Origin of the sequence: Defluviitalea raffinosedens, from assembly GCF_016908775.1 — a bacterium.
Classification (GTDB): domain Bacteria; phylum Bacillota; class Clostridia; order Lachnospirales; family Defluviitaleaceae; genus Defluviitalea; species Defluviitalea raffinosedens.
The window spans coordinates 1-22,153 of record NZ_JAFBEP010000030.1 but is presented as its reverse complement, the minus strand read 5'-3'; the positions used below and the strand labels follow the sequence as shown (position 1 = coordinate 22,153).

Genomic DNA, 22,153 nt, shown 5'->3' with positions numbered 1-22,153 from the left:
GTAGAATCAAATTAGGGTGAAGAAAAATTAATATGAAATTCTAAGATATATTAAGCATTAGTGAGTTTTTGTCCAAAATAAGGGGGACAATACGGGATCGTGGATTAATGCCTTAATAAAATTCAAGCGTGATTTCATTCCTTTCGAGAAATCAGATGCACGTTTATCGGCATCCTGCTGCAACCCCACGCTTTTAAGCAGCTCATCAGCATCCAGACTTTTTTTATAAAGTGAAGCAAAAAAAGCAAGGTTTTCCCTGGCCGTCAGTTTCTCATAAAGGCTGGGAAATTCAAAATCAACGCCAATGTCTTCATAAAAGCTTTTATTACGATTTTTTACCTCAATTCCATTTACCTTAACGCTACCTTGATAGTTCATCAAAAGCCCGGTAAGTATTTTTTGCAGAGTGCTCTTTCCCGCACCAGAAGGTCCAAGAAAACCAAATATCTCGCCTTTCTTTACATCAAAACTCATATTTTCGATAAAGAGACGATTTATATAACCAAACCTTAAATTTTTAACACATATCATTTGGAACCCTCCTTAAACATCCATATCCTCACCGCGAAGCATCAACCTCAATACAGCTTAAATACCTATTCTCCGGTTCAATGCTTATGAAGCATCGACAAATATATGATCCTCATGACAGCGCTGAATACTTTTATGTTATCGCTTCATATACCTGAAACAATGGGAATAGGCTATTCAATACTATAATCATCCTCCTAGGCATACCATATGGATCACCTTTGGGACAGCCTGACATGAATAGTTCCAAGTCGTCTCTTGTGAGCTTTGATCAGTTTATACAGGAATGATACCTTATTTTTTCACATAGGACAAGCAACAGTTCAGTTTATACATCTATCCCAACGATTTTAAGCTATTTCTATATTCCTGCATTTCTTCCTCACTAAAAGTATCCATAACCTGTTGCAGTTCTGTCACTATCTTTTCACTTTCTTTTGGAAGGTATGCAGAAACAGGATAGAAATTTGATATTGTATTGGCAAAGAAATGTGTCCTTTTCTGCAAATTTCTAATAAATGTCTGCATCTCCAAAATTCGTTCCTTCTCTCCAGCTGTTTAGTTGCCATACTCCTTTATTCTTAATGTCTCTGATACTTGCAAACATTGCTATGGTCTGACATTTAGTCAGATAGTCCCTCACTATCAGTACATAGGGTTTCAATTTTTCATAACTAAGTGCAAATGGATTTCCTCCAGTCACAAAAATACGTCTTACTCCCGGCTGATATCTTTTTATTTCCGCTAAATCTTCTTCGAATCCTGATAATGGAGACAAACGGAATGGCTCATATTTATATAAATTACAAAACCGACATTTTCCATAAGTACATCCCGATGTAAGCTGAATAATGCAGGAGTTGGCTTCGTAGGGTGGTCTCCATGTTCTGCCTGTAAAATGCACCTTAAAAACTTCCTTTACAAGTGAGGAAGTCTCTTACGATATTCTCTCAGCTCTTCCTCTTTAACATTTTCAATAATTTCATCTAAAATATTTAAAAGCTTTACTCGATCTTCTGGCAGTTTTCCTTAAATCTGTATTGCATTGGAAGCTCCCAAAGCTGCAAATACTGTCGATTACTAAGATTTTCTACATGAGTTTTAAGTGCTTTATACTTTTCAATCTCACTTTCTTCTTTCCAATTCCCTTTTTTAATTTCCTCATAAAGCTCCGATTCCGGAAATATAGTCAACATATTTGCTCCTACTAATTTAGGATGAATTTGATTGCATACTTTGGCAGTCAATCTTGCTCCTATTTCCCCACGTCCTTCTCCAGAGATACCTGTCAGATAAAAGAAACTGTAAGTAATACCTGCTTGATTCAATCGCTTACATTGTTCCACTATATCCAAAGATACATATCCTTTATTCATAAATTTCAATGCTTCATCATCTCCTGTTTCAATACCAATTGTCAATCCATCATATCCTGCTTCAGCTAATTGCTTTAACTCTGCATCTGTTTTCAGAGAAATATCTGTTATCCTCGAGAAGCACCCTATTGTTTGATTTTCCGGAAAATACTTCTTGATCAACCCTGCAATTGCCATTAATCTGTCGAATTTTAAAGCAAATGGGTTGGCTCCGGTCAAAAATGTACGCTGTATTTTATGTTGTTTCCACAGTCGAATCTGATTTTTTGCTTCTATTAAATCAGCTTCTATATCTTCAAGCGCTGACATCCTAAACTTAAATGGAATATCATTATACAGCGTGCAAAACTTACATTTGTGATGCGTACAACCTGCTGTAGCTAGTTTTGAAAAATTAGCAGTAGAACATGGCGTTCAAGTATTCTCTTCTGAAAGATTTTCTGTGGGAAATGTATCCACTTCACCAACCATCCGTATTGCAATTACTTCTCCCAAAACAATTGAAGAGTTAGAGTAGGGTCTATCTATTTTACAGAACCTTATTAACATCAATTAAAAGAGTTTCCGCTTACAGACAAACCCCTGTAGATATTATTCGATAAAACACTTGCAGCTCTGCTTTAATGAGTTCTACATAAAATACATCAGCGATTTCAAAAAGTAGTTCTATCATCTCAATCTTAGCCTAAATATCTTGCTCCAAGTATACTATCAACATAAAAAAATAAGGTTTTCAAAACTCAATAATAATTACTATGAGTCTGAAAACCTCTGATTTAATTTATTATTAACTAATTTATACCTCTATTTTAACATTAAGAAAACTGTTTCGACACGGATCGGGCTGATAGAATTGATATCTATGGACCTTTTTTATAACATCTGTTCGTAGAAATATGTTAAAGTTTATAGCCATCCTTCCCTTAATAAAAATCCTCCATTCTCTCCACCTTCGGGCCCCAATTCGATTATATAATCTGCTTGTCTTATAATTCTTGGATTGTGTTCAATGACAACAACTGTCGCTCCCCTGGATGTCAGTTCACGGATAATATAGCACAACTTATCGGTATCATTGTCATGAAGCCCTGTAGTGGGTTCATCCAGTATATAAATAGCACCTTCTGTTTTTCCATCGTACAGTGCTTTTGCTAACTTTATTCTTTGGGCTTCACCACCTGATAATGTTGTCGCACTTTGCCCGAATTTGATATATGAAAGCCCGACCTTGCAGAGCATATCCAATACTCGATGTATAGATGATTGGTTCTTAAATATGTCTCTGACTTCTCTGATCTCTAAATCAAGTAAGTCTCCGATGGAATACCCTTTATACTTTATTTTCAATACAGACTCTTGATATCTCTGGCCCTTGCACTTTTGGCAGGGAACATAAATATCCTGCATAAAATGCATTGGAATGGCTATTTCACCAGCCCCTTTACATACTTCGCACTGTCCCTTCTGACTGTTAAAGCTAAAACATTCCTTAGTCAGTTTTGCTTTTTTCGCATCACTTAGATTAGCATAGTAATCTCTGATTAAGTCAAATACTCCTGTATATGTTCCCGGGGTAGATCTGGAATTCTTCCCAATAGGCTTTTGGCTAACATAGTATACATTAGAAATACCATCAAGCCCTGAAATACTGTCATACTCTCCAACATCCTCCACACTTCTGCCAAGAGCCTTTTCTATAGCTGGATATAATGTCTTGGATACCAGACTACTTTTTCCGGAGCCGCTTACCCCTACGACACATACCATTTTCTTGAGAGGTATGGAAACATCAATATTTTTTAAATTATTGGTTCTTGCACCTTTCAACACTATTTTTTCATTTTCTTCAATGACAGCACGCTTAACAGAGTATTCATAATCCTTGGCATCGCAGAACATTTGCTGTTCACCCTTACCTGAGTACAATAGCTGTCCACCGTAATTTCCTGCACCAGGTCCTATCTCTATAAGATGGTCCGCCATCTGAATAAATTCTTTTCTATGTTCAACGACAATAACTGTGTTTTTCAACCTTTTTAGATCGCAAATAGCTCGGATCAGGAATTGAAAATCTTTAGGATGCAAACCTTTTGAAGGTTCGTCCATGATATACAAAATATTGGAAAGACCTGATCCCAATTGATTTGCAAGCTTTACTCTTTGTGCCTCACCACCAGAAAGGGACGGTATACTTCTGTCCAGAGTGATATATCCAAGTCCAACCTCTTCAAGCTTTTTGAGTTTTGTGACTATTTTCCGTAGTATATCTCTGTACTTTTCACGGTCAATTGCGTTCAAATTTCCATATATAAAATGGCACCAATTTCTCAGAGTAGTTATACTCATGTTGACTGCTTCAGGATATCTTATATCCCCTATCTTTACCAGTCGTCCTTCTTCAAGGAGTCTTTCGCCTTTACATCTGCTGCATTTTTTATTTATAAAATATCTTTTAATGTGTTCAATAGATCCCGTTGTACGATTTTCAGCCAATAAACGCTTAAGTATGTTGACTGCCCCTTCCACCGGTCTGGTTATGGTTCCGCTTCTGCCATTAGGATTCACATAATTCCAAGTTACCAACCGTCCATTGCTGCCATAGAAAATTTGCTTTTTGAATTCTTCTGACAAATCTTTAAAAGGCACTTCCAGGTTCTCTTTCATATCTTCTGCCAGTGCCAGAACTTCTCCCTTCATCCAGTTTGCGTTAGGCTTTTGTCTGTGTTTTCTCAAATTTCCCCACCATGGGGAGGCTCCGTCCAAAATAGACAACTCAGGATTTGTTACGATTAAATCAACATCTACCTGGAGTTCCTCTCCAAGACCTTTACAAACAGGGCACATATAATCAGGATTATTATAATTGAATACAGCCGGAGTAAGTTTAAAATAAATTGTACCGCAGGAATTACATACATTATTCTCCGGGACAGCTTTAAGACAATGAGGACAAATTCTCTCACCGATAGTGGCAAACAGAAGCCGTAGATACTCTCCTATTCCTGTTACAGTGGCAACGGTTGATCTCGAGTTTGCTCCCAGACTTTTCTGTTCAATGGCTATGGAAGGCTGAAGGCCTGTAATTTTCTTAACTCTGGAATCTTTCAACTCAGTTCCTGTTAATGTATTCGATGCAATTAGATCCAAAAACTGCTTCTGACTTTCGTGATAGATCGTGTCAAAAGCAAGGCTTGACTTTCCGCTTCCGCTTACGCCTGTTATCACTGTAATTTTTTCTTTTGGTATTCTGACATTTATATTCTGTAGATTGTGAATTGAAGCACCTTCAACGACAATTTCATTTAGATTTTCAGTTTCCTCTCCAATCTCACTGCTTTCCAGTTCCTCAAAATATTCTGTAACCCTATCATAAACCGCATTGCTATTGCCATTAGCACATAATTCTATCTCGTTAATATCATAAAATACTTTACAATCGGTCCAGTGTTCAACCCACTCCGGAACCTTTATATCACAAATATCTGTTTCTTTGTATGGGATAACTTGTAAAATCATAGAATGATCAAATCCATCAAAACCCAAAACCTTAATACTCTTATTATACGGATCGATAGATTTAACTTTGACAACAGTTGAAGCAAGAGGATTTGGCCTTACAGGTGACCTTGTGGCAAATACGCCGCATTTCGGAGCATTGTCATAGGGAGGGTTACATAGCAAACAGCTTCGATACCGTTTATCATCAAAACGGTCAAACCACCATATTATTCTCAGAAAGGCTCCTTCCTTTATATATTTTACAACTCTTTCAATTGCCTCAGCTGAAAGATTTTCAGATTTCTGAAACTGAATAATGCCCCCATCATGAGCGTTGAAATACTTTCCAATGGATTCCCCCTTAAAAGACAATGATTCAAAATCCTCTTCCCTTAACACGATCTCCTTATTGTAATGATCCACTTTCTCTTCACAGGGAAAATAGGGCTTAATGTCCACCAGTTCACCTTTCAGTTGATTATCAGATTCAATAAGCAATTCACCAGTTTTTTGGATCAAATTTACGATCTTTGCTGTATAACAGTTAAAACCCTGTTTTTCCTTTGTAAAGATAACACAATGACTGAAATGGTCTAATTTGATCAATGCATCTTTTAAATCTCTTTTAATTATAATCCTTATCCGGCTGCCTTCAGAATCAGGAATATAATCCCCTATTGGCTGAAACTCAACCTTTTTCACCTGATATCTTCCTTTCCTATAAGGGGGTTATCGGTACAAATATCTCAACAACCCTCCTTGCATGTTCATCTTCTTGTTCTTGCGGCGGATAATACTCGAAGCAAAGTCTGTCATCAAGAAAATAACCACTGTCTGGAAGCCATTCACAGATCATATAATTCCAAGCGCCCTGATATTCGTCTTCTCCAAGCAGAAAACTACCCACAGCATATCTTCCACCCGCAAGCTCCATACAGCCGAACTCACCCTGATAAGCCACATCATTATTTATGGACATGCATACACTCAATCTAAGCTTTTCTTCCTCTGTTAAATCACTATAGTCATGATATGCTACAAACCACTTTGTCTCTTGGTTTACCAATTTATGTTTTTCTGCAAATAAGTATAACTTGGTAAACAGCGTTGAAAACAAGTCGGAATTGCCTTTGTATGCACCAGTATATCTTGTGTATAGTACTTTTATGGGCTCTATAATTTGAATGGTGAGATCGACAGGTTTATTGTAATATGAATTATTTGCCAATACTTTTCCATTCGTGCGGTTTCTACTAATCATCAAATTAATTTGGAAATCATCCATTTTCCTGATCTGGCTGGCATTAACCTGATATTTTTCTTTTAATGCTTTTGCAAAGGAAGCCTGATTTGAAAAGCCAACTGAAAGTGCAATGTCTTGTATTGTGAGTTTGGGATTGCTTCGAAGAAGAAAAATAGCCTTTTCAAGGCGCAATCGTTTAATAAAGCTATATAAACTTTCAGATGTGAACTGCTTAAAAATCCTTTGAAAATGATACTCGGAAAAAGATGCAATTTCTGAAAGCTTTTGAATATTAATTTCTTCATCCAAATGATTTTCTATATAATCCTGAACAACATTTATTCTTTCAATATAGAGCTGTCTTGATTTACTTATAACCGGTTCCATATTCATTCCTTCTTTTTCGTTTTGGATATCCATACAAATTTAGCATCAGAATTTCTCTCCGTATATTTATAATCGTTTTGTTAACTTAAATAAAAATTGAGGACTCTAATCCTCTGTGGTACAATGTTTTTTAATCAAAGTACTTTCCAAAAAGGAATAAAGTCCTCAGCATTTAATTATAGCTCTGCCTCCTTATTCTAAAGAATCTGCTATTGCATAGTCAACTCCTTACTTTCTATTTACCTTGTTGTCGAGATCAAACAATCTAATTGCATGGATGAGCATCTCATTTTTGGTATTACAGGAATAGTCCTTATGTTTCTATACACTGATATTGCTTTCAATATGAACTTTGCACAGCCTTTTTCCTTAATTTATACCTGCAAGTCAATTTCCAGCAATATAGGCGTGTGGTCTTGCCTTGGTCCCGAATCAATCATTTCAGATTTCAGAACCTTATTTGCGATTCGATCACTCACCAGCCAATAGTCAATTCTCCAGCCGGAATTATTAATTTTACTGGTCTTGACACGCTGTCCCCACCAGGAATAAACACCAGTAACATCACCATGTATGTAACGAAAGGTATCTGTAAAACCTATTTTTAAGAGATTGGTAAAACCTTCTCGCTCCTCATCAGTAAATCCAGCTGAATTATGATTGCTGTCAGGGTGAGCCAGATCAATTTCTCTGTGAGCTACATTAAAATCACCTGTTGCAATTACATACTTTTCTTGGTCCAGACTTTGCAGATATTCTGCATATTTAATATCCCAAATCTGTCGTTCCTTTAAACGCTTTAAACCATCGCCTGCATTTGGAGTATACACTTGTGTTATGTAGACCTTATCAAATTCCAATGTGATTATTCTGCCTTCAAAATCCATAGTGCCTGGTGCACCGATTTTGGGGAAGGTCACAATCGGTTTTAAACTGTTCTTATACAAAAACATAGTCCCGGCATATCCTTTACGTGCAGGTTCTACTGAACTGTTCCACACGACTTCATATTCTGGAAACATATCCTTTAAGATTTCTAAGTGTTTTTTTGATGGTCCATCCTTTGGCAGCTTAGTTTCTTGTAAAGCAAGAACTTCGGGACCAATTTCCGCAATGGTATCCATTACCTTACGGCTTAATACCGCTCGTTCTGATACACCTGTTAAGGCTGAATTTAATGAATCAATATTCCATGAAATAAGTTTCAAATCTTTTCCTCCTGTTATAATCTTATTTTCATTCTTGATAAAGTTATATTTTGATATACTGCTAATTCTAGCGATATCATATCACGGAAATATCTTTTCCTGTTGTAAGCTTACAATATATGTGTTGAAAATCAAAATAGAGTAAAACGGAAATGCTCTCTTTGTGTTATATTTAAGTCACCACAACAAAAATATATTTTGAAAGGAAGCATTTCCGTATGACAAGTATAACACGAGATATGAGGTGTAGGCTAGCATTAATTAAATATGCTGATATCAATCCATCCTTACCTTCAGAACCTGGTAAAAGATGAGGAGCATATCAGAATGGCTTGGAAATTAGTTACAGTAATACTAATAGCATAAATTCTATTTTCAAAACGTATATGTATCTCTGTGTTATAAAGACTTAATATGATTCTGCACAGAGAAACAAGGTCTTAGTTAGAGGAATTCTCTGTATTGGATGATTCATCTTCAGTATCAGGTATGTTAACAATACTGCCAAGAGGCTTCCCTTGAGAATCCAGATAAACCCATTGAATAGAATATTCTTTGCCCAAGGCATTTCCAATATTGATGATATATTCTTCCAGCAAGGTTTGTGCTCTTTGCTGCGCTTCTGCCAAAAGAGCCCGATTGCTGGCTGCGTTTTCTTCTAATTGTCGCTGAGCTTCTGCAAAAGCTTTCACTTCATCTTCTGCACTTATAGTTGCAGATTTGACATCTACAATATATGAGCCTTCTTGAAGCGATGTAGAATCTACTTTACAACCAAGCACTTTGGCTTCGGGAAGCGTTATTGTGATTTGTGTACCGTTTACCTCCATGTTTACCAGTGATGCATCAATACCCAATTTTACTATGCCACTGTACTCTATCCAAAAATGCTTGTCCTTCTTCCACCAGAGTATTCCTTCCGCATCCTCCTCTTTTAATTTTGCAACATTGTGGTAATAGCACTCCATTACAGCTAACTCACAAATTGATTTCATTTGCGATACCTTTGGTTCCATGTTGACAGGTTCTGGTTCTTTTTGATCGCAAGATGTGCTTATCAATAGTATAATAACCGTCAGGAAAAGAATTAATATTTTTTTCATTCCCAGCCCCCCTTATTCAATCACCAAAGTGTAGTTAGCATCTAATTGCTCTATAATCGGATTTACCAACGCCTTTATTACATTTACAGCATTCTGTTGAGCCAGTTTAAGAATGGCATTCTCCTTCTCACTTTCTTCCCGAACATCTGCTTCACAAGCTTTAAACGCTTCCTGCGTTATAGTTGATCTGTTTGCTTGTTGGTTGTAGAAAATAAAATCCAAGGACGATATATCCACATTGATATCGGTTATATAAGCATCCGGAATATCTACTTTTATTGTTTTGGCTTCATCATCCACTGTGATAACAATTTTATCAAAGTCAATTCCTGCATTTACCCGTGCTTCATACGATACAAAATAGTCGGTCTGATCAGGATTATTATTGTTCTTCACTTCAGCAATCCCATTGTATACAGCAGTAAAAGTAGAGAGTTCACTGACTTTGATGATTTTTTCCAGAGTAGAAACTGTAATTATCTGCGCATTCTCCTTTTTTTCATGTCCCTTTTGAAACAGGGCAAATGTACCTGCAACAGCAACAAACGCCATTGAAAGAACAATAACGTATAATATTGCTTTGCTTTTTGAAGTATTTATTGGATTCAATTCTCCCATATTTTCGTTCTCCTTTATATTGAACTTGAAACTTGCAACACCAAAATGGTTGTCACTTTTGCCAAACCCATAATTTTATTAGTATGTTTCAATAAAATTCCAATTTAAGTATAATGATTTTAGTCGAAATTTGCAATCTATATTTTCTTTAAGTATCTATAAACTGTTTTTTATGTATTTGAAGATTCTATCTGTCCAACTTATAGGAAACCCGATATCAAATCACTCAACCCAATCATTTTCAATGCAATTGCTTTGCTTCCGTATGCAATAAAAATAAGTTTCTATATAATACATTTTCTTAATAATTCCCATAACTTTCTTACTAAGTTTACACGGCAAAAGGAACATATCCTCGTGTTTAAACATGGAAGTGTTGTTCCAGATAAAACCAACATTAGAAAATACAACAAAAAGGCAATGACGCTTATACACTTGGAATTTTTTGCAATACCATCTACCATCATTTCAATGCTTAAAGTAAATACTACGCCTTCTTAAATATAATAAATAGAACAACAACCACTATAATCCGAGTTATATAAGCCAGAATATAGTGGTTGTTCATACGCCTGATAAATTCAATTAAACTGTGAACTTACTAATTATTTGCTCTATTGCTTCATTTCTTTCGCTTAATACTTTCATACTATCGTTTATAGTATTTACTCTTTGTACAATGATAGCTGACTGCTGGGCAATTTGATCTGTACCGGCAGCACTTTCCGAAATCGTAGTACTTATTTCGGTGATTGCCGTAGTAATCTGTTCTCCACTAGCTGCTAACTCTTCAATAACTTTAACAAGGGCTTCTACATCAGCTCTGATATCGTTAGCATCTTTGCTGTATGACTCACCGATACTAACCATATGTTTATAGTCATTAATTACTTGGTCATCTATGAATTCTATCAGTTGGTTACTTCTTTCAGCCAAGTTTTCCACTGCTTCTACTACTGTTACTATTTTATTTTGTATTTGCTCTACAGTTGCTTTTGACTGTTCAGCTAAGGTTTTAATTTCATCAGCTACTACTGCAAAACCTTTACCATGCTCACCAGCTCTGGCAGCTTCAATAGATGCATTCAATGATAATAAGTTAGTAGTATTTGCTATTTCCCTGATAGCATCGGCTAAAGATTTAATATCTTCAACCATCTTTGCTTTCCGTATAGCCTTATCTAATTCTGTTTTGCTTTCTTGATAAATTGCATTTGCCTTAAAAGTTGCCTCTTTAGCCTCATCTTTAATCCTTTCAGCTTTCACAGAAATTCCATCAATCATTTGCATTGAATTTTCAGTAATAGTTACAATATTATTCAGATTATCTCTGACAGTAATCATTGAAGCGCTTACTTCTTCTGTTGTTGCGCTTGATTCTTCCATACCGGCAGATAGTTCTTCTACCGTTGCACTTGTTTCTTCAGACTGATCTTGTAATTCAACCGTAGAGTCCTTTACCTCTGTCACAACGTCATTCAATTGTACTAATGACATCTTTAACCCATTTACGATGAATGCCAGTTGTTCTTTCATACCCTCTATTGCTTTAGCCGTTGTTCCTATTACATCCGTAGAGTTAACTAACATTCTGTCTACGCTTACGGTCAAATCTCCCTCTGCAATTTGATTAACTTTTTCAGCTAACCTTAGAAGAATTCTCTTCATTAATACAAGAACCATGAAAGCTACTACTCCCAATGAAATAGCTGATACAATAAGTATGAAAACTGATAAATCCTTTATAATAGGCTTAATTTCATTTTCTACTATTTCGTAAGGGACTTCAATAACTATTTTCCATGCTGTGCCAGGAATTAATCTATAGTAGTAGATTAATTCTGCACCGTCATGTTTTGCTCTGAATGCACCTGTGGCACTTTTACTTATTTTGTCCAATATTGCAGTGTCTGTTAACTCGCCTACATTTTCTTTAATATTATCTTCTTCCTTTATTGTTACAGTTACTGAAGATATCGCATCTACTTCATCATTTTCAGCAGATGCATCTTTGGATCTGTCGCCTTCTTTTTTATTGGCTATTATCTGTCCAGCATTACCTACTACGAAAATGTCTTCCTTACCATCATACAGATTAATCTCTTTAATATGTGTATGTACGTCTTCTAAAGAAACGTCTAATGCGATTACACCTACTATTTTCCCGTTTTCGTCAGTTAATTTCTTTGAAAATGTAACTACCTCTTTTCCAGTAACTACGTCATCATAAGGATCAGACAAATAAATGCCCTCATTTGTCAGCGCGTCTTTATACCATTCCATTTGCCTAATGTCTATACTCTCGTCTACCTGATAATCTGCTTTATTTGCTATCAGCGTATTATTTTCATATCCTACGTAGATTAATATAACGTCATCATCTATTATAATGTTGTTAAGCTGACGTCTGACAGAGTCTTCATCCTCTAAAGGTTTAATCATTTCGCTTGCGATCTCTGTCTCTTTAAGTTTATAATCTACCCAGTCATTTACCAAAGATGCTCCCGATATAGAATCTACTTGCAGCTGCTTCTCAACTTTCAACTCTGCCTGTTCTCTGATAGCACTGATAGCTACTAATGAAAGAGTTCCTATAATAGCTATTTACACTATCAAAAATGATATAAGTACTAATCTTGTAAAGTTCAATGTCTTTATGTTTTTGATTCTCGCCTTTATTGCACTTTTAATCTTATTCATTTGCTACCCCCTAGTATTTTCAGTTCAACTGCAGCTCTATATCTCTAAATAGTTCCCCCTTTGTAAATTTCAATGACTCATTCTGTTTAAAGATTTCCATCTTCCCGCAAAATGAGAATCTATTGAATCATGCAAAATGTTGAATCTATTTTTCAAAAATATCACCGAGTTTTTCTTGTTGAGAACCCTATTTGCAATTTGAGGTGAAAATTGCTCCTATGCCTAGAAAAGCAAGATTAAAAAGCAAATAACCCCATAACTTTTATTTATCCTATAATAGAATAACATATTACAGCGTAAACGACAAGTTTCAACATTATTTTATTTTTATCGACAAAATTTTCTTTCAAATCATCTAATGGTTTTATCATTTTTTTCCGACCCTATTGGAAACTTAGAATTGCAAATGAATTCATTTTGATGATTCCCGTCAATTCCTATATATACTTCAACTATCCGTAACTCTGGTTTATGACGAAGTCTTCTATAGATGTCACCCGTCATACGTCGTCAGTTGTCTTTGCTATAAAAAGCAAGAAGTTGCTTCTCGAATACACTATAAAAAGGAACACATATAAAGATCAATCCATTCTTTTAAAGTAAAAAAACAAGGTTCCCATCATCCGGCAATATTTACCAAAAGTCTGGAAACCTTGATTTCAATCCATTTAGGGCCTATTTATTTGTCTTTGTGTGACATTAAGATTGCCATCTCCGGATGGCTTGAGTTGATTGAATTGATGTCTGAGGGCGATTTTTGGCACCATCTGTACGTGGGAACATATCAATGGGTTTTTGGCTGTTTTCCCAGAAACCGACGTTCGCGGGAACATATCAATATATGTGGTCGCTTGTTTATGCATATCTTAATTATACACATCCGTCAATAAACATTGAGATTAGTTGCTGGTAATCTTGTTAACCCCGATAATTGTGCAGTAAGAAACTATGTCACTTCTATAATTACCGAAAGCTACATATAAACAGCAACCGCAAGCACTGTTTCTATGGACTTTAACTCGGAATATGTATAACTATGTGATAGAGCTTAGTTACAGTATCATTACGTTTCAGTTCTGTGATCGCCCATTTCAATTCGGCGTATTGGTTGTCTTGCGGCACTGAATAACTAACCAGTTTATGTGGATAATTATATTTCTTTATAAATAATAAGTAACTTTCCCAAAACTTTCTGAAATTGCCTATATTAACATATGAGATAATAAAATTACATCTATGACCATGTGTGTCATATTTGTATATCTTGTCAATGTGTTCAGCTATGTATGCCTTATCAATGCTTGATAATTTTAGAGCTTCTATTATAGAATAAGGAAAATTTTCAATTCTCACTAAAATATCTACTTCTCCTGCCTGCTTCCCGGTATTAGATGACCCTTGTCTTGTCTGATCTCGTACATCATATCCCATTGCATCAAGTAAGTCACGCATATAATCGTTCATTTCATCTTCAAGAGAATTTTTATACTTGTGGTTTGCTTGCAATTTTGTACTACAATAAAGTAAATCTTGTAGTAGATTGGTTTCTGACAAGTCTTTTTTTCTGGGTTCGCTTGAGCCATAACTCAATTCTTCAAATTGTTCTCGTAAATCTTGAGGCATTAATTCTCGATACTCTTCCAGATTTATATCTGGAAAATACATCTTAAACCGTTCAGGATTTCTTAAATATATTATTAACAGCCTTTCTAAGTTGCTAGGTAAAAAGTCATGATCTGCAAAAAGTATGTAATAGTATTCTTCAAACTCAGTAATAGCATTTAAAACATAATTATCACCTTCCTCAGAACTATATGTTTTTTGAATTTCATCCATTAAACCACTATCAAGTTTTTCAAGAAGATCATCAGGATTGTCATTACAATCATCCCACCATTGAAGTATCGCATAGAGTAAAAATTCATACTTTGGTTTGATATAATTCCTTATTACATCAGAACGGACTATGTCATATAAATCATAAACCATTTCAATCCATGTTTTGTTATCAATTTTTAAGTTATTATATGGCAGGAAATCCTCTGAAGTAAATCCATTGTTATCTTCCAAGAAATCCAACAGTACCCTGATGATGCATTCTAAATTTTTATTTACGTATTTTGTTATTTTTCTTTCAAGGTCTGTCAAGGAATCATTATCAAATAAATCCAAAGGCAACAAGCAACCGCCCCCTTAAGTAAAGTCCATATTTAGCCTACTTAATTCAAAAGGCTCCTCATTTAATATTCAACCAGATCTCACAACCATGTATTTTGAAAAGTGTCTATACTGTTCTGTCGCTAACCCTGACTACAAAACTAATATATCAGCAAAGCAGCAGCACCTAAATAATATATTTTTAATTGAATACAACAATATATTTTTCTGCATATTCTCTAAAAGTTGTATCTACTTCTTCGTAAACCACACTTAATTCTTCAAGAATAGCTCCTCTCACGTAAGCATCCCTTAGTTCTGGCTTTTCTAATAGCGCCCACTTTAATTGTTTATATGAATATTTAGCAAATGATATCCACTGTGGATAATTTATCGCCATTGGATTTTTTGTAAAGTATATTTTACCGGCATTTACCGCAGTAGCAGCTGAATGACCTATAAATAGCATCGTGCTTAGTTTCGGGTGTTTTTCTCTATTCAAAGAAAACGGAATAGATTCTTTTAATGGATAGCCTTCTTTTATTCTTTTGAATGCATATCCTAATCTAACTACTACTTCAATAATCATTGTCGGAATTGACATAGAACAGAAATGAATGAAATCATAGCCTTCGTAGTACATACCTTGTACTATTTCTGCTATTGTCTGTTCCTCTTTACCTATACTACCAAATTGTAGAAAATTAAATAATCCCATCAACGGAGCGGGTAATCCCATTGAAGTGGTGATGTCCGACTTAAAATGGATTATTTGCTTAGCAATAGCTGCAAATATATTACTTTCTTTTCTGTCTGCATAATTCTCCATTACCTGAGATACGATTTTGCCCGTTTTATCAATAGTTGTCATTCTACCAGTCATAATATCGAACACACCGAATATCAGACCAAGCAAAGGATCATGTCCTAGAGATAGCAGCCTATGATAATACGCAGAAAGTCCGTTAACATATTCTGTCGTACTTCTATTATCCTGAGCATCATACGGAACCTTGCTAACTCTTGAGTTTGCGAGCTTTTCCATTTCTTCTTCAGGAAACTTTTCATCAAACCATTCCCGTATATAATTCGACAAAGCTCCTGCTTTAAGTCCATCAGGAGTTTTATGTGGAATACCTACTAAGAGAATATCTACTGCAGCCGCTAATAATCCCGCCGCAGCACTTATTGTAATATCGAATTTATCAAGTCGATGTACAGCATTGAATTCTTCATTTAACAGGCTGATGGCCTGCTCATTTGCTTGTAACTCTTCCTTGGTAAAAAGAGTTTCCAGTTCTGTGCTGTATCCAACAGACTTCTCAGCCTCAGCGCACATTTCTTCCCAAGTAGGTACAATAAGCTTTCTTCTCTCTGATGATGGTATAATCTTTGGAATATCAGTCAGTGAATAACCAAGTGATTTTAGCAGTTCTTCACTCTCTGATATTCGCTTGTCCACTCCAGACATATCAGGACGTTGAATGCTCTTGAGCTCTTGAGCCTGATAATTCAGAACATTGTTTATTTGCTGTTCCCCATCAGAGTATTTGAACTTACTCATGCAGTTTCACCTAAATCCTTCTTCAAATCTTTTATAGCCTGCGTCAACAGGATATTAAGACTCTGTAAATAATCCAGACGTTCCTTATCTGCATTTGCTTCATCCTTCAACGCCTGAATAATGGCTTGATGCTTTTTAAGCGCTTCTTTATATAAACGCTCTTTCTCCTGTCTAAGCTGTTTATGCCTTAAGTGAGATGCAAGACCAACACCACCTGCTGCCAATAAAGCAACCGGAGCAGCAAGTACGAAAACTCCAGCAACCATTCCACCACCAACAATACCGCCTGCCGCTGCAAGTCCTGATGTGATTCCTGCAGCAGATAAACCGACAACTGAGCCCAAACCATATAACGCGGCAAATGAACCTACTCCACCAATACCAGCACCAATAGCTCCTGCTAAAACTTCAGGAATAGCACTCTCTCTTATAGTTCGTGTCTTATCATTAACAGCTATCGCTGCTTCGTTGATAACATTAACAACCTGCTGTAATGATTCCACACTTTGGAATACCATATCCTTCTTCTTTTTTATGTATTCACCCATACATATACCACCTTTCATGTTTTACATACAGACACATTTCGTATCATTATCATCATTGCAATTATAAGTGAACCTCCAATGAACCAACATACATATTTGTTCCGTTCAGCAACTAACCCCACGTCTTATATTTAAGTAACTCTGCGATTTCCTCAGTTCCAGGTAGTTTTTCTGTTTCAAGAATTTGTGTTAAATCAAACACTCGTGAGCCCATCGGTGCTCTGGGAGTTATCTTCTTGAAATCAGTCTCGTAGAATTTTTCTACGAAAAAATATCTTGTAGCATCCATTACATAGCCATAGTTTTTACCATCTTCTCTTGCACGATCAATTTGCTGCTTTCTTTCTTCGGTCAAATCTCCAAGTTCAGCTTTATACTCAAGGCCGTTTTCTGTAGCTACTGCAGTGATTATGGCATTGATTTTCCCGATTGCTCTTACACTTTTTTCTTTATATAGGCCGAGATAATCATGCGCACTAAATCCACGCTCAATATCATCGTAATAAAGGTTTTCACTAATATTGAAATTAAATGTAGTACCTGCCAGTTGTACTCTCATACGTTTCCATGAATCTGACACAATTATGAGTTTGTCGTTATAACAGTAATTCAAGAAATCTTCTAAAACCTCTTGCATTTCATAATCCCTATCATCAATAACATCTCGTATCGCATTAATAATACCCTCAAAAGTGGTATTAACGTGCATGATAGGATATCTCTGTGTGGCATTATATTTCTTTAATTGGTCATCGAATTCTTTTTTCTTTTCCGGGGCCATCAACTCCGGTGCTAAGGTAATTATCACTTTATATTTCTCGTCGCCAAAAGATTTCAAATGTCGTAGCAACTGATCAGAGTAGAACCAATCAGACATTTTTGTCTCAACAACAATCTTAAAGCTTTCTTGTGTAATAGTTGCATCTGGAATGCTTTTAGTGCTCTTTTCCTGAAGGTTAAAAACAATCTCCGGTTCGAAGGCGTCTGAAAAGAATTCTGATTTCAGGAAACGAAAGAACTTATCAGAAGAGTATGAATATAATCGAGACAATAGTAACATCGTATTTGCTGTTGCGACATTCTCTTTCGCATGATATCTTTGAAAATAATGAATCTTCATAAATACTTGCCCCCTCATTTCTTTCCGTAGGTTTTAGGAAAGTAGTCCTTACCAAGTAACCAAAGATATTGATCAATTTGCTTGAGGTTATATTTATCCAAGCTATAGAAAGTACGGAAATTAGTCAGTATACGTTTAAATTTAATATAATCTTTCAAATCACCATCAGGAAAATCTGAAAATCCATCACGATTTCTAAAATAACAAAGCACCTCATCGACATAGCTGTCATAAATCGGAAAATCGAGTGGATTGTGATGGCTGCAATATTTTGTGGCAAAAGAGTAAAAATTCTTCTCAGTATCGCCGATATTTACATACTGGATATCTCCAACAAGGGTGACATCTCCAACCTTAAGTCTCGTATCAATGTTCAAAGAGCATATGTGCTTGGCCACTGGATAAATAGAGAAAATATTTGTACTATAAAAGTCGTTAAGCGCTGATGCCTTCAAAAGGACATCAATAATGTCTGTATTATTCGGACATATCTCAAAGAATAGCTTATTAAGTGCAATCTCCTGCAAGCGATAGTTCTCAAGTGTATTCCACTTAGCGAGATATAACTCAACCTGTTCAGTTGATGGTTGAGGGACATTAACCTCTGTTTTTTTCTTACGTCTATATGTACGATTAGCAGTATTACTCCGCTTAAGCGTTGATGTATTGGCAGTTCCGTCAGATGCTAAGAATAAACGGAATCTTCTTAAATGAGACAAATAACTATTAACAAGTGAATTGACATTACCTGTCGAGTTCTCAGAAAGAACCTTAATTAATGCCTCTTTTGCATCATTCTCAAAAACAGGTGAAGTTACCGTATCCCAAAACAGGTCTTTACTACCTTTCCTCCAAAGGTAAAAGGTATCAACATAAGATGTATTTATAGTCGCTTTTGCAATACTTTGACTATGTAGGAATTCTCTATATAAGGCACGTACCTCATCATACGATAACAATTTAATTTTGCTTATATCCATTTCGGCATCCCCTTTATTCATTACTCTACACCATTCTTTAATTTGATATAGTTACCGGGGAGGGCCTCAAATAATTCCGGGTAATGCCCACACCTTGCCCTAATCTGAGTATACTGTGCTTTCTTCCCGTTTTTCTGCAAATACAACTTACGTTTATATATTTCATCTGCAAGTTCGGATGCATGCATAGTTTTGTTATCAGCCTCTGATAACACTATTTTCATAGCTTCTTGTAGTGTGTAGTTAGCATGTTTCTCTATGATATTTTCAGAAATACCCTCACCATCATATTTCAGCACAATATAAGCAGGCTTATTATCTTTAAGAAGAACGACTTTATCGTTCTTTTCTACCACAGAAAAAACATGTTCCAAATCAGTTCGTAATAAATCAAAGGGTATTAAACTATCTATTTTTACATCCATGCTTTTCACCTCGCCAGGTTCGTTACCATGATTATACATCTAATCAACTTCTTTGTCTATATATTTGTTCATACATTTGTATAAAAATAATAAAACCGCCAGATTAGGATACAATTCCTTAATTGGCGGTCAGTTCATAGTTTTTATATTTGAACGTCGAATTCTACTCCTGACTTAAATTCAACAGCTAGTTTTTCATCAAATACTGTTATCTTTTCAATAAGTCTCCTTACTAACTGTTCATCATATTCTTGTAATTCAACAGACTGGTCATATATAAATTTCATCATTTCTTCTATGCGTTCCCGTTTTCCTTCACGTTCGGCATTCTCAGTTAGTATGTTCTGCTTGAGATCGCGCAAACGGTAAATCTCATCCGCCACTTTTTGATAGTCTGCTTTTTCATTGACAAGTTGAAGAAGCTCTTGCTGCAGCTCATTTAGCCTGCTTTCTATCTCTTGAATAGTCTGATCGTTATCCTCGTTTAAAACAGCCGCTATGTTCTCCTGCAGAACAGCAAGGAAGGTATTTTTACTTCCTAACACCTCATTGATCGCCTTCACTACTGCCTCTTGTAATGTTGTCTCATTAATAGTCCGGGAGGAACAGTCAGATCCTTTTTCCTCAAGGCGGCTAACACATCTCCAAACGATGGATTTGCACCCTCTATTGTTCCAATGCACCCTGCGGTAAATATCCCCGCACTCTCCACAATACACAATACTGGACAAAGCGTATTTGCTGCTATAGATTCGTCTTTTGCCGCTCTTTCCAGCCTGCAAATTTGCCCTACGCACCATTTCTTCCTGTACCTGCATGAAAACTTCACGCGGAATAATCGGTTCATGGCTGTTTTCAACGTAATACTGTGGAACAATACCGTTGTTTACAACACGCTTCTTTGAGAGGAAATCTACGGTATAAGTCTTTTGAAGCAGAGCATCACCGATGTACTTTTCGTTTTGCAATATTTTCTTTAATGTCTCCGGGCGCCATTTTCGTTTTTTTGCGGCAGTTAGAATACCATCTGCTTCAAGACCACGCGCAATCTGTAATAGACTTGCTCCATCAAGGTATTCCCGGTATATACGCTTTACAACCTCTGCTTCTTCAGGAACAATGACAAGCCGCTTGTTTTCATCTTTGGTATATCCCAAAAAACGATTGTGATTAACCTGCACCTCTCCTTGCTGGTATCGAAATTGGAATCCGAGTTTTACGTTCTGGCTCAGGGATTGACTTTCTTGCTGGGCGAGGGAAGCCATAATAGTCAACATGATCTCACCCTTTGAATCCATGGAGTTTATGTTCTCTTTTTCGAAGAATACCGGGATGTTCTTATCTTTCAGCTGTCGGATGTATTTCAAACAGTCCAGAGTATTTCGGGCAAACCGGCTGATGGACTTGGTAATAACCATGTCAATTTTGCCTTCCATACAGTCCTCAATCATTCGGTTAAATTCATCTCGCTTTTTTGTATTAGTTCCTGTTATCCCATCATCGGCATATATGCCTGCAAGCTCCCACTCTGAGTTACCTTTAATATAGTTCGTATAATGCTCAACTTGGGCTTCATAACTCGTGGCCTGTTCTTCACTATCAGTTGAAACACGACAGTAGGCTGCAACCCGTAGTTTAGGCCTATCATCAGCTTTTACCGTATTTCCAATTCGAGCACGAGCTGGTATGACTGTTATATTCTTAAGATTGCCCATCCACTATCACCTCGCTTTCTATCAAACTGTAGGCATATTCAGCTTGGGTAAAAGGATCTTCATAAAGTGTTTCAGGAGAAGACGCCGAGAAACGCATCCTCACCAATGAATTCTTTGGTTCTACCTGCTCTCGTATTCGCCCAAGTATCCGGGCTCTTTTTATCTTCTCGGCTTCAGCTTGTTTGAAGGTATCCTCGTCAATTATCGGTGGATAAAAGGCATCCCCAAGGTATCGATTGCAGGTCAACATTTTTGCAATTGAAGAATGGCAACGCTTTATGCCCGCTCGTTTGGCGGCATTCGCCAGCGATAGACCCGATAGATATGCACGAAACAGTTCTTTTACCTGACTCGCCGATCTATCATCTATGACCGCTATTCCATTTTTGATGATATAGCCGTAAGGAGTATGAGCCATTTATCTCACCAGCCTTTCCTTTAAAGTAAGCCCACACTTCAGCTTAAAACCGATTTCTTCCTGCGAATAGACCATGATGCTCTCAATATACCGACTGAATATGGCTTCATCAAAGCTTTCTATCATATTTGCTTTAGAAGCCCACTTAAGGAGTTGTTCAACTTCTGATACAGCGGTCATACCATTATTCACGCTGCGGGAAAGCAATTTTTTCTTCTCCTTTAGCATAGCTGCTTCTGCTCGCAGTTCATTGCTTTGTTCGCTGAACAGGGAGGAGGAAAGGTACCCCTTGGTTAATAGGTTTGTCAATACCCGGCTTCGCTCCATATTTTCCTCCAGCTTTTGCTCAAGCTCCAGTATTTCAGTCAGGTTTGCTGAATAATTCAAAGATCGCAAGCTCTTTAATAATGGCTTTAGGATAAACTCGTGTCCGAAGATAAGCTTGTTGATCATCGTAATAAATGCCTGATTGGATTTATGTCAATATAGTAGACACAAAAACTCAAATTTTTATGCAGTTTTTCTTAAAGCATCTTCAAGCTGTTGAGGAGTCATATAACCG

At 36.4% G+C, this 22,153-nt stretch carries 18 protein-coding genes and 1 pseudogene; all 19 read right to left on the bottom strand.

The window, feature by feature from the left end; all coding sequences use genetic code 11:
- Positions 1-93 precede the first annotated feature (93 nt).
- Positions 94-531 (bottom strand): annotated as a pseudogene (locus JOD07_RS14460) (ATP-binding cassette domain-containing protein); the annotation flags it as partial.
- Between the two features lie 336 nt (positions 532-867).
- Positions 868-1,038 carry a hypothetical protein gene (locus JOD07_RS15565; RefSeq protein ID WP_243429349.1) on the bottom strand — a complete coding sequence of 57 codons (171 nt, stop codon included), beginning with the start codon at positions 1,036-1,038 and terminating at the stop codon, positions 868-870.
- A gap of 4 nt (positions 1,039-1,042) precedes the next feature.
- Positions 1,043-1,435: a radical SAM family protein gene (locus JOD07_RS15560; protein WP_243429348.1), complete on the bottom strand. Its 393-nt coding sequence runs from the start codon at positions 1,433-1,435 to the stop codon at positions 1,043-1,045.
- A gap of 100 nt (positions 1,436-1,535) precedes the next feature.
- Entirely contained in the window at positions 1,536-2,234 is a 699-nt protein-coding gene (locus JOD07_RS14450; RefSeq protein ID WP_334299670.1) for a radical SAM protein, read from the bottom strand.
- Positions 2,235-2,813: 579 nt separating this feature from the next.
- Entirely contained in the window at positions 2,814-6,107 is a 3,294-nt protein-coding gene (locus JOD07_RS14445) for a TrmO family methyltransferase domain-containing protein (protein WP_204614484.1), read from the bottom strand.
- Between the two features lie 16 nt (positions 6,108-6,123).
- Positions 6,124-7,068, bottom strand: coding sequence for an AraC family transcriptional regulator (locus tag JOD07_RS14440; protein WP_204614475.1), 945 nt, complete (start codon positions 7,066-7,068; stop codon positions 6,124-6,126).
- A gap of 341 nt (positions 7,069-7,409) precedes the next feature.
- A complete protein-coding gene (locus JOD07_RS14435) occupies positions 7,410-8,243 on the bottom strand; it encodes an exodeoxyribonuclease III (protein ID WP_204614473.1) in 834 nt (277 codons plus the stop codon).
- A 440-nt stretch (positions 8,244-8,683) separates the two neighbouring features.
- Positions 8,684-9,346, bottom strand: a complete 663-nt coding sequence (locus JOD07_RS14430) for a DUF4230 domain-containing protein (RefSeq protein ID WP_158741783.1) — start codon at positions 9,344-9,346, stop codon at positions 8,684-8,686.
- A 12-nt stretch (positions 9,347-9,358) separates the two neighbouring features.
- Positions 9,359-9,964 (bottom strand): DUF4230 domain-containing protein, encoded by a 606-nt coding sequence (locus JOD07_RS14425; RefSeq protein ID WP_158741782.1) that lies wholly within the window; start codon positions 9,962-9,964, stop codon positions 9,359-9,361.
- Positions 9,965-10,549: 585 nt separating this feature from the next.
- Positions 10,550-12,508: a methyl-accepting chemotaxis protein gene (locus tag JOD07_RS14420; protein WP_158741781.1), complete on the bottom strand. Its 1,959-nt coding sequence runs from the start codon at positions 12,506-12,508 to the stop codon at positions 10,550-10,552.
- 1,170 nt (positions 12,509-13,678) lie between these two features.
- Positions 13,679-14,845, bottom strand: a complete 1,167-nt coding sequence (locus tag JOD07_RS14415) for a hypothetical protein (protein WP_204614471.1) — start codon at positions 14,843-14,845, stop codon at positions 13,679-13,681.
- Positions 14,846-15,023: 178 nt separating this feature from the next.
- Positions 15,024-16,385: a hypothetical protein gene (locus JOD07_RS14410; RefSeq protein WP_204614469.1), complete on the bottom strand. Its 1,362-nt coding sequence runs from the start codon at positions 16,383-16,385 to the stop codon at positions 15,024-15,026.
- Positions 16,382-16,933: a hypothetical protein gene (locus tag JOD07_RS14405; RefSeq protein WP_204614467.1), complete on the bottom strand. Its 552-nt coding sequence runs from the start codon at positions 16,931-16,933 to the stop codon at positions 16,382-16,384. The genes JOD07_RS14410 and JOD07_RS14405 overlap by 4 nt, the downstream gene beginning before the upstream one ends.
- A gap of 112 nt (positions 16,934-17,045) precedes the next feature.
- On the bottom strand, positions 17,046-17,993 hold the full coding sequence (locus JOD07_RS14400; protein ID WP_243429347.1) for a hypothetical protein: 948 nt from the start codon (positions 17,991-17,993) through the stop codon (positions 17,046-17,048).
- Positions 17,994-18,067: 74 nt separating this feature from the next.
- Entirely contained in the window at positions 18,068-19,033 is a 966-nt protein-coding gene (locus tag JOD07_RS14395) for a hypothetical protein (RefSeq protein WP_204614456.1), read from the bottom strand.
- Between the two features lie 20 nt (positions 19,034-19,053).
- The gene (locus JOD07_RS14390; protein ID WP_243429346.1) at positions 19,054-19,497 is read right to left on the bottom strand and encodes a winged helix-turn-helix domain-containing protein; all 444 of its coding nucleotides are present in this window, start codon (positions 19,495-19,497) and stop codon (positions 19,054-19,056) included.
- A 104-nt stretch (positions 19,498-19,601) separates the two neighbouring features.
- On the bottom strand, positions 19,602-21,173 hold the full coding sequence (locus tag JOD07_RS14385) for a recombinase family protein (RefSeq protein WP_204614455.1): 1,572 nt from the start codon (positions 21,171-21,173) through the stop codon (positions 19,602-19,604).
- On the bottom strand, positions 21,160-21,591 hold the full coding sequence (locus tag JOD07_RS14380; RefSeq protein WP_204614454.1) for a serine integrase family protein: 432 nt from the start codon (positions 21,589-21,591) through the stop codon (positions 21,160-21,162). Before JOD07_RS14380 ends, JOD07_RS14385 begins: the two co-directional genes overlap by 14 nt.
- Positions 21,592-21,978, bottom strand: a complete 387-nt coding sequence (locus tag JOD07_RS14375; RefSeq protein WP_204614453.1) for a hypothetical protein — start codon at positions 21,976-21,978, stop codon at positions 21,592-21,594.
- Positions 21,979-22,153: the final 175 nt, after the last annotated feature.

What these genes read in the sequence shown, in the direction of transcription:
- JOD07_RS14380 (WP_204614454.1), bottom strand. Translation starts at nt 21,591, where the DNA reads ATGGCTCATACTCCTTACGGCTATATCATCAAAAATGGAATAGCGGTC.
- JOD07_RS14440 (WP_204614475.1), bottom strand. Translation starts at nt 7,068, where the DNA reads ATGGATATCCAAAACGAAAAAGAAGGAATGAATATGGAACCGGTTATA.
- JOD07_RS14400 (WP_243429347.1), bottom strand. Translation starts at nt 17,993, where the DNA reads ATGTTACTATTGTCTCGATTATATTCATACTCTTCTGATAAGTTCTTT.
- JOD07_RS14410 (WP_204614469.1), bottom strand. Translation starts at nt 16,385, where the DNA reads ATGAGTAAGTTCAAATACTCTGATGGGGAACAGCAAATAAACAATGTT.
- JOD07_RS14430 (WP_158741783.1), bottom strand. Translation starts at nt 9,346, where the DNA reads ATGAAAAAAATATTAATTCTTTTCCTGACGGTTATTATACTATTGATA.
- JOD07_RS14390 (WP_243429346.1), bottom strand. Translation starts at nt 19,497, where the DNA reads ATGTATAATCATGGTAACGAACCTGGCGAGGTGAAAAGCATGGATGTA.
- JOD07_RS14425 (WP_158741782.1), bottom strand. Translation starts at nt 9,964, where the DNA reads ATGGGAGAATTGAATCCAATAAATACTTCAAAAAGCAAAGCAATATTA.
- JOD07_RS14395 (WP_204614456.1), bottom strand. Translation starts at nt 19,033, where the DNA reads ATGGATATAAGCAAAATTAAATTGTTATCGTATGATGAGGTACGTGCC.
- JOD07_RS14385 (WP_204614455.1), bottom strand. Translation starts at nt 21,173, where the DNA reads ATGGGCAATCTTAAGAATATAACAGTCATACCAGCTCGTGCTCGAATT.
- JOD07_RS14405 (WP_204614467.1), bottom strand. Translation starts at nt 16,933, where the DNA reads ATGGGTGAATACATAAAAAAGAAGAAGGATATGGTATTCCAAAGTGTG.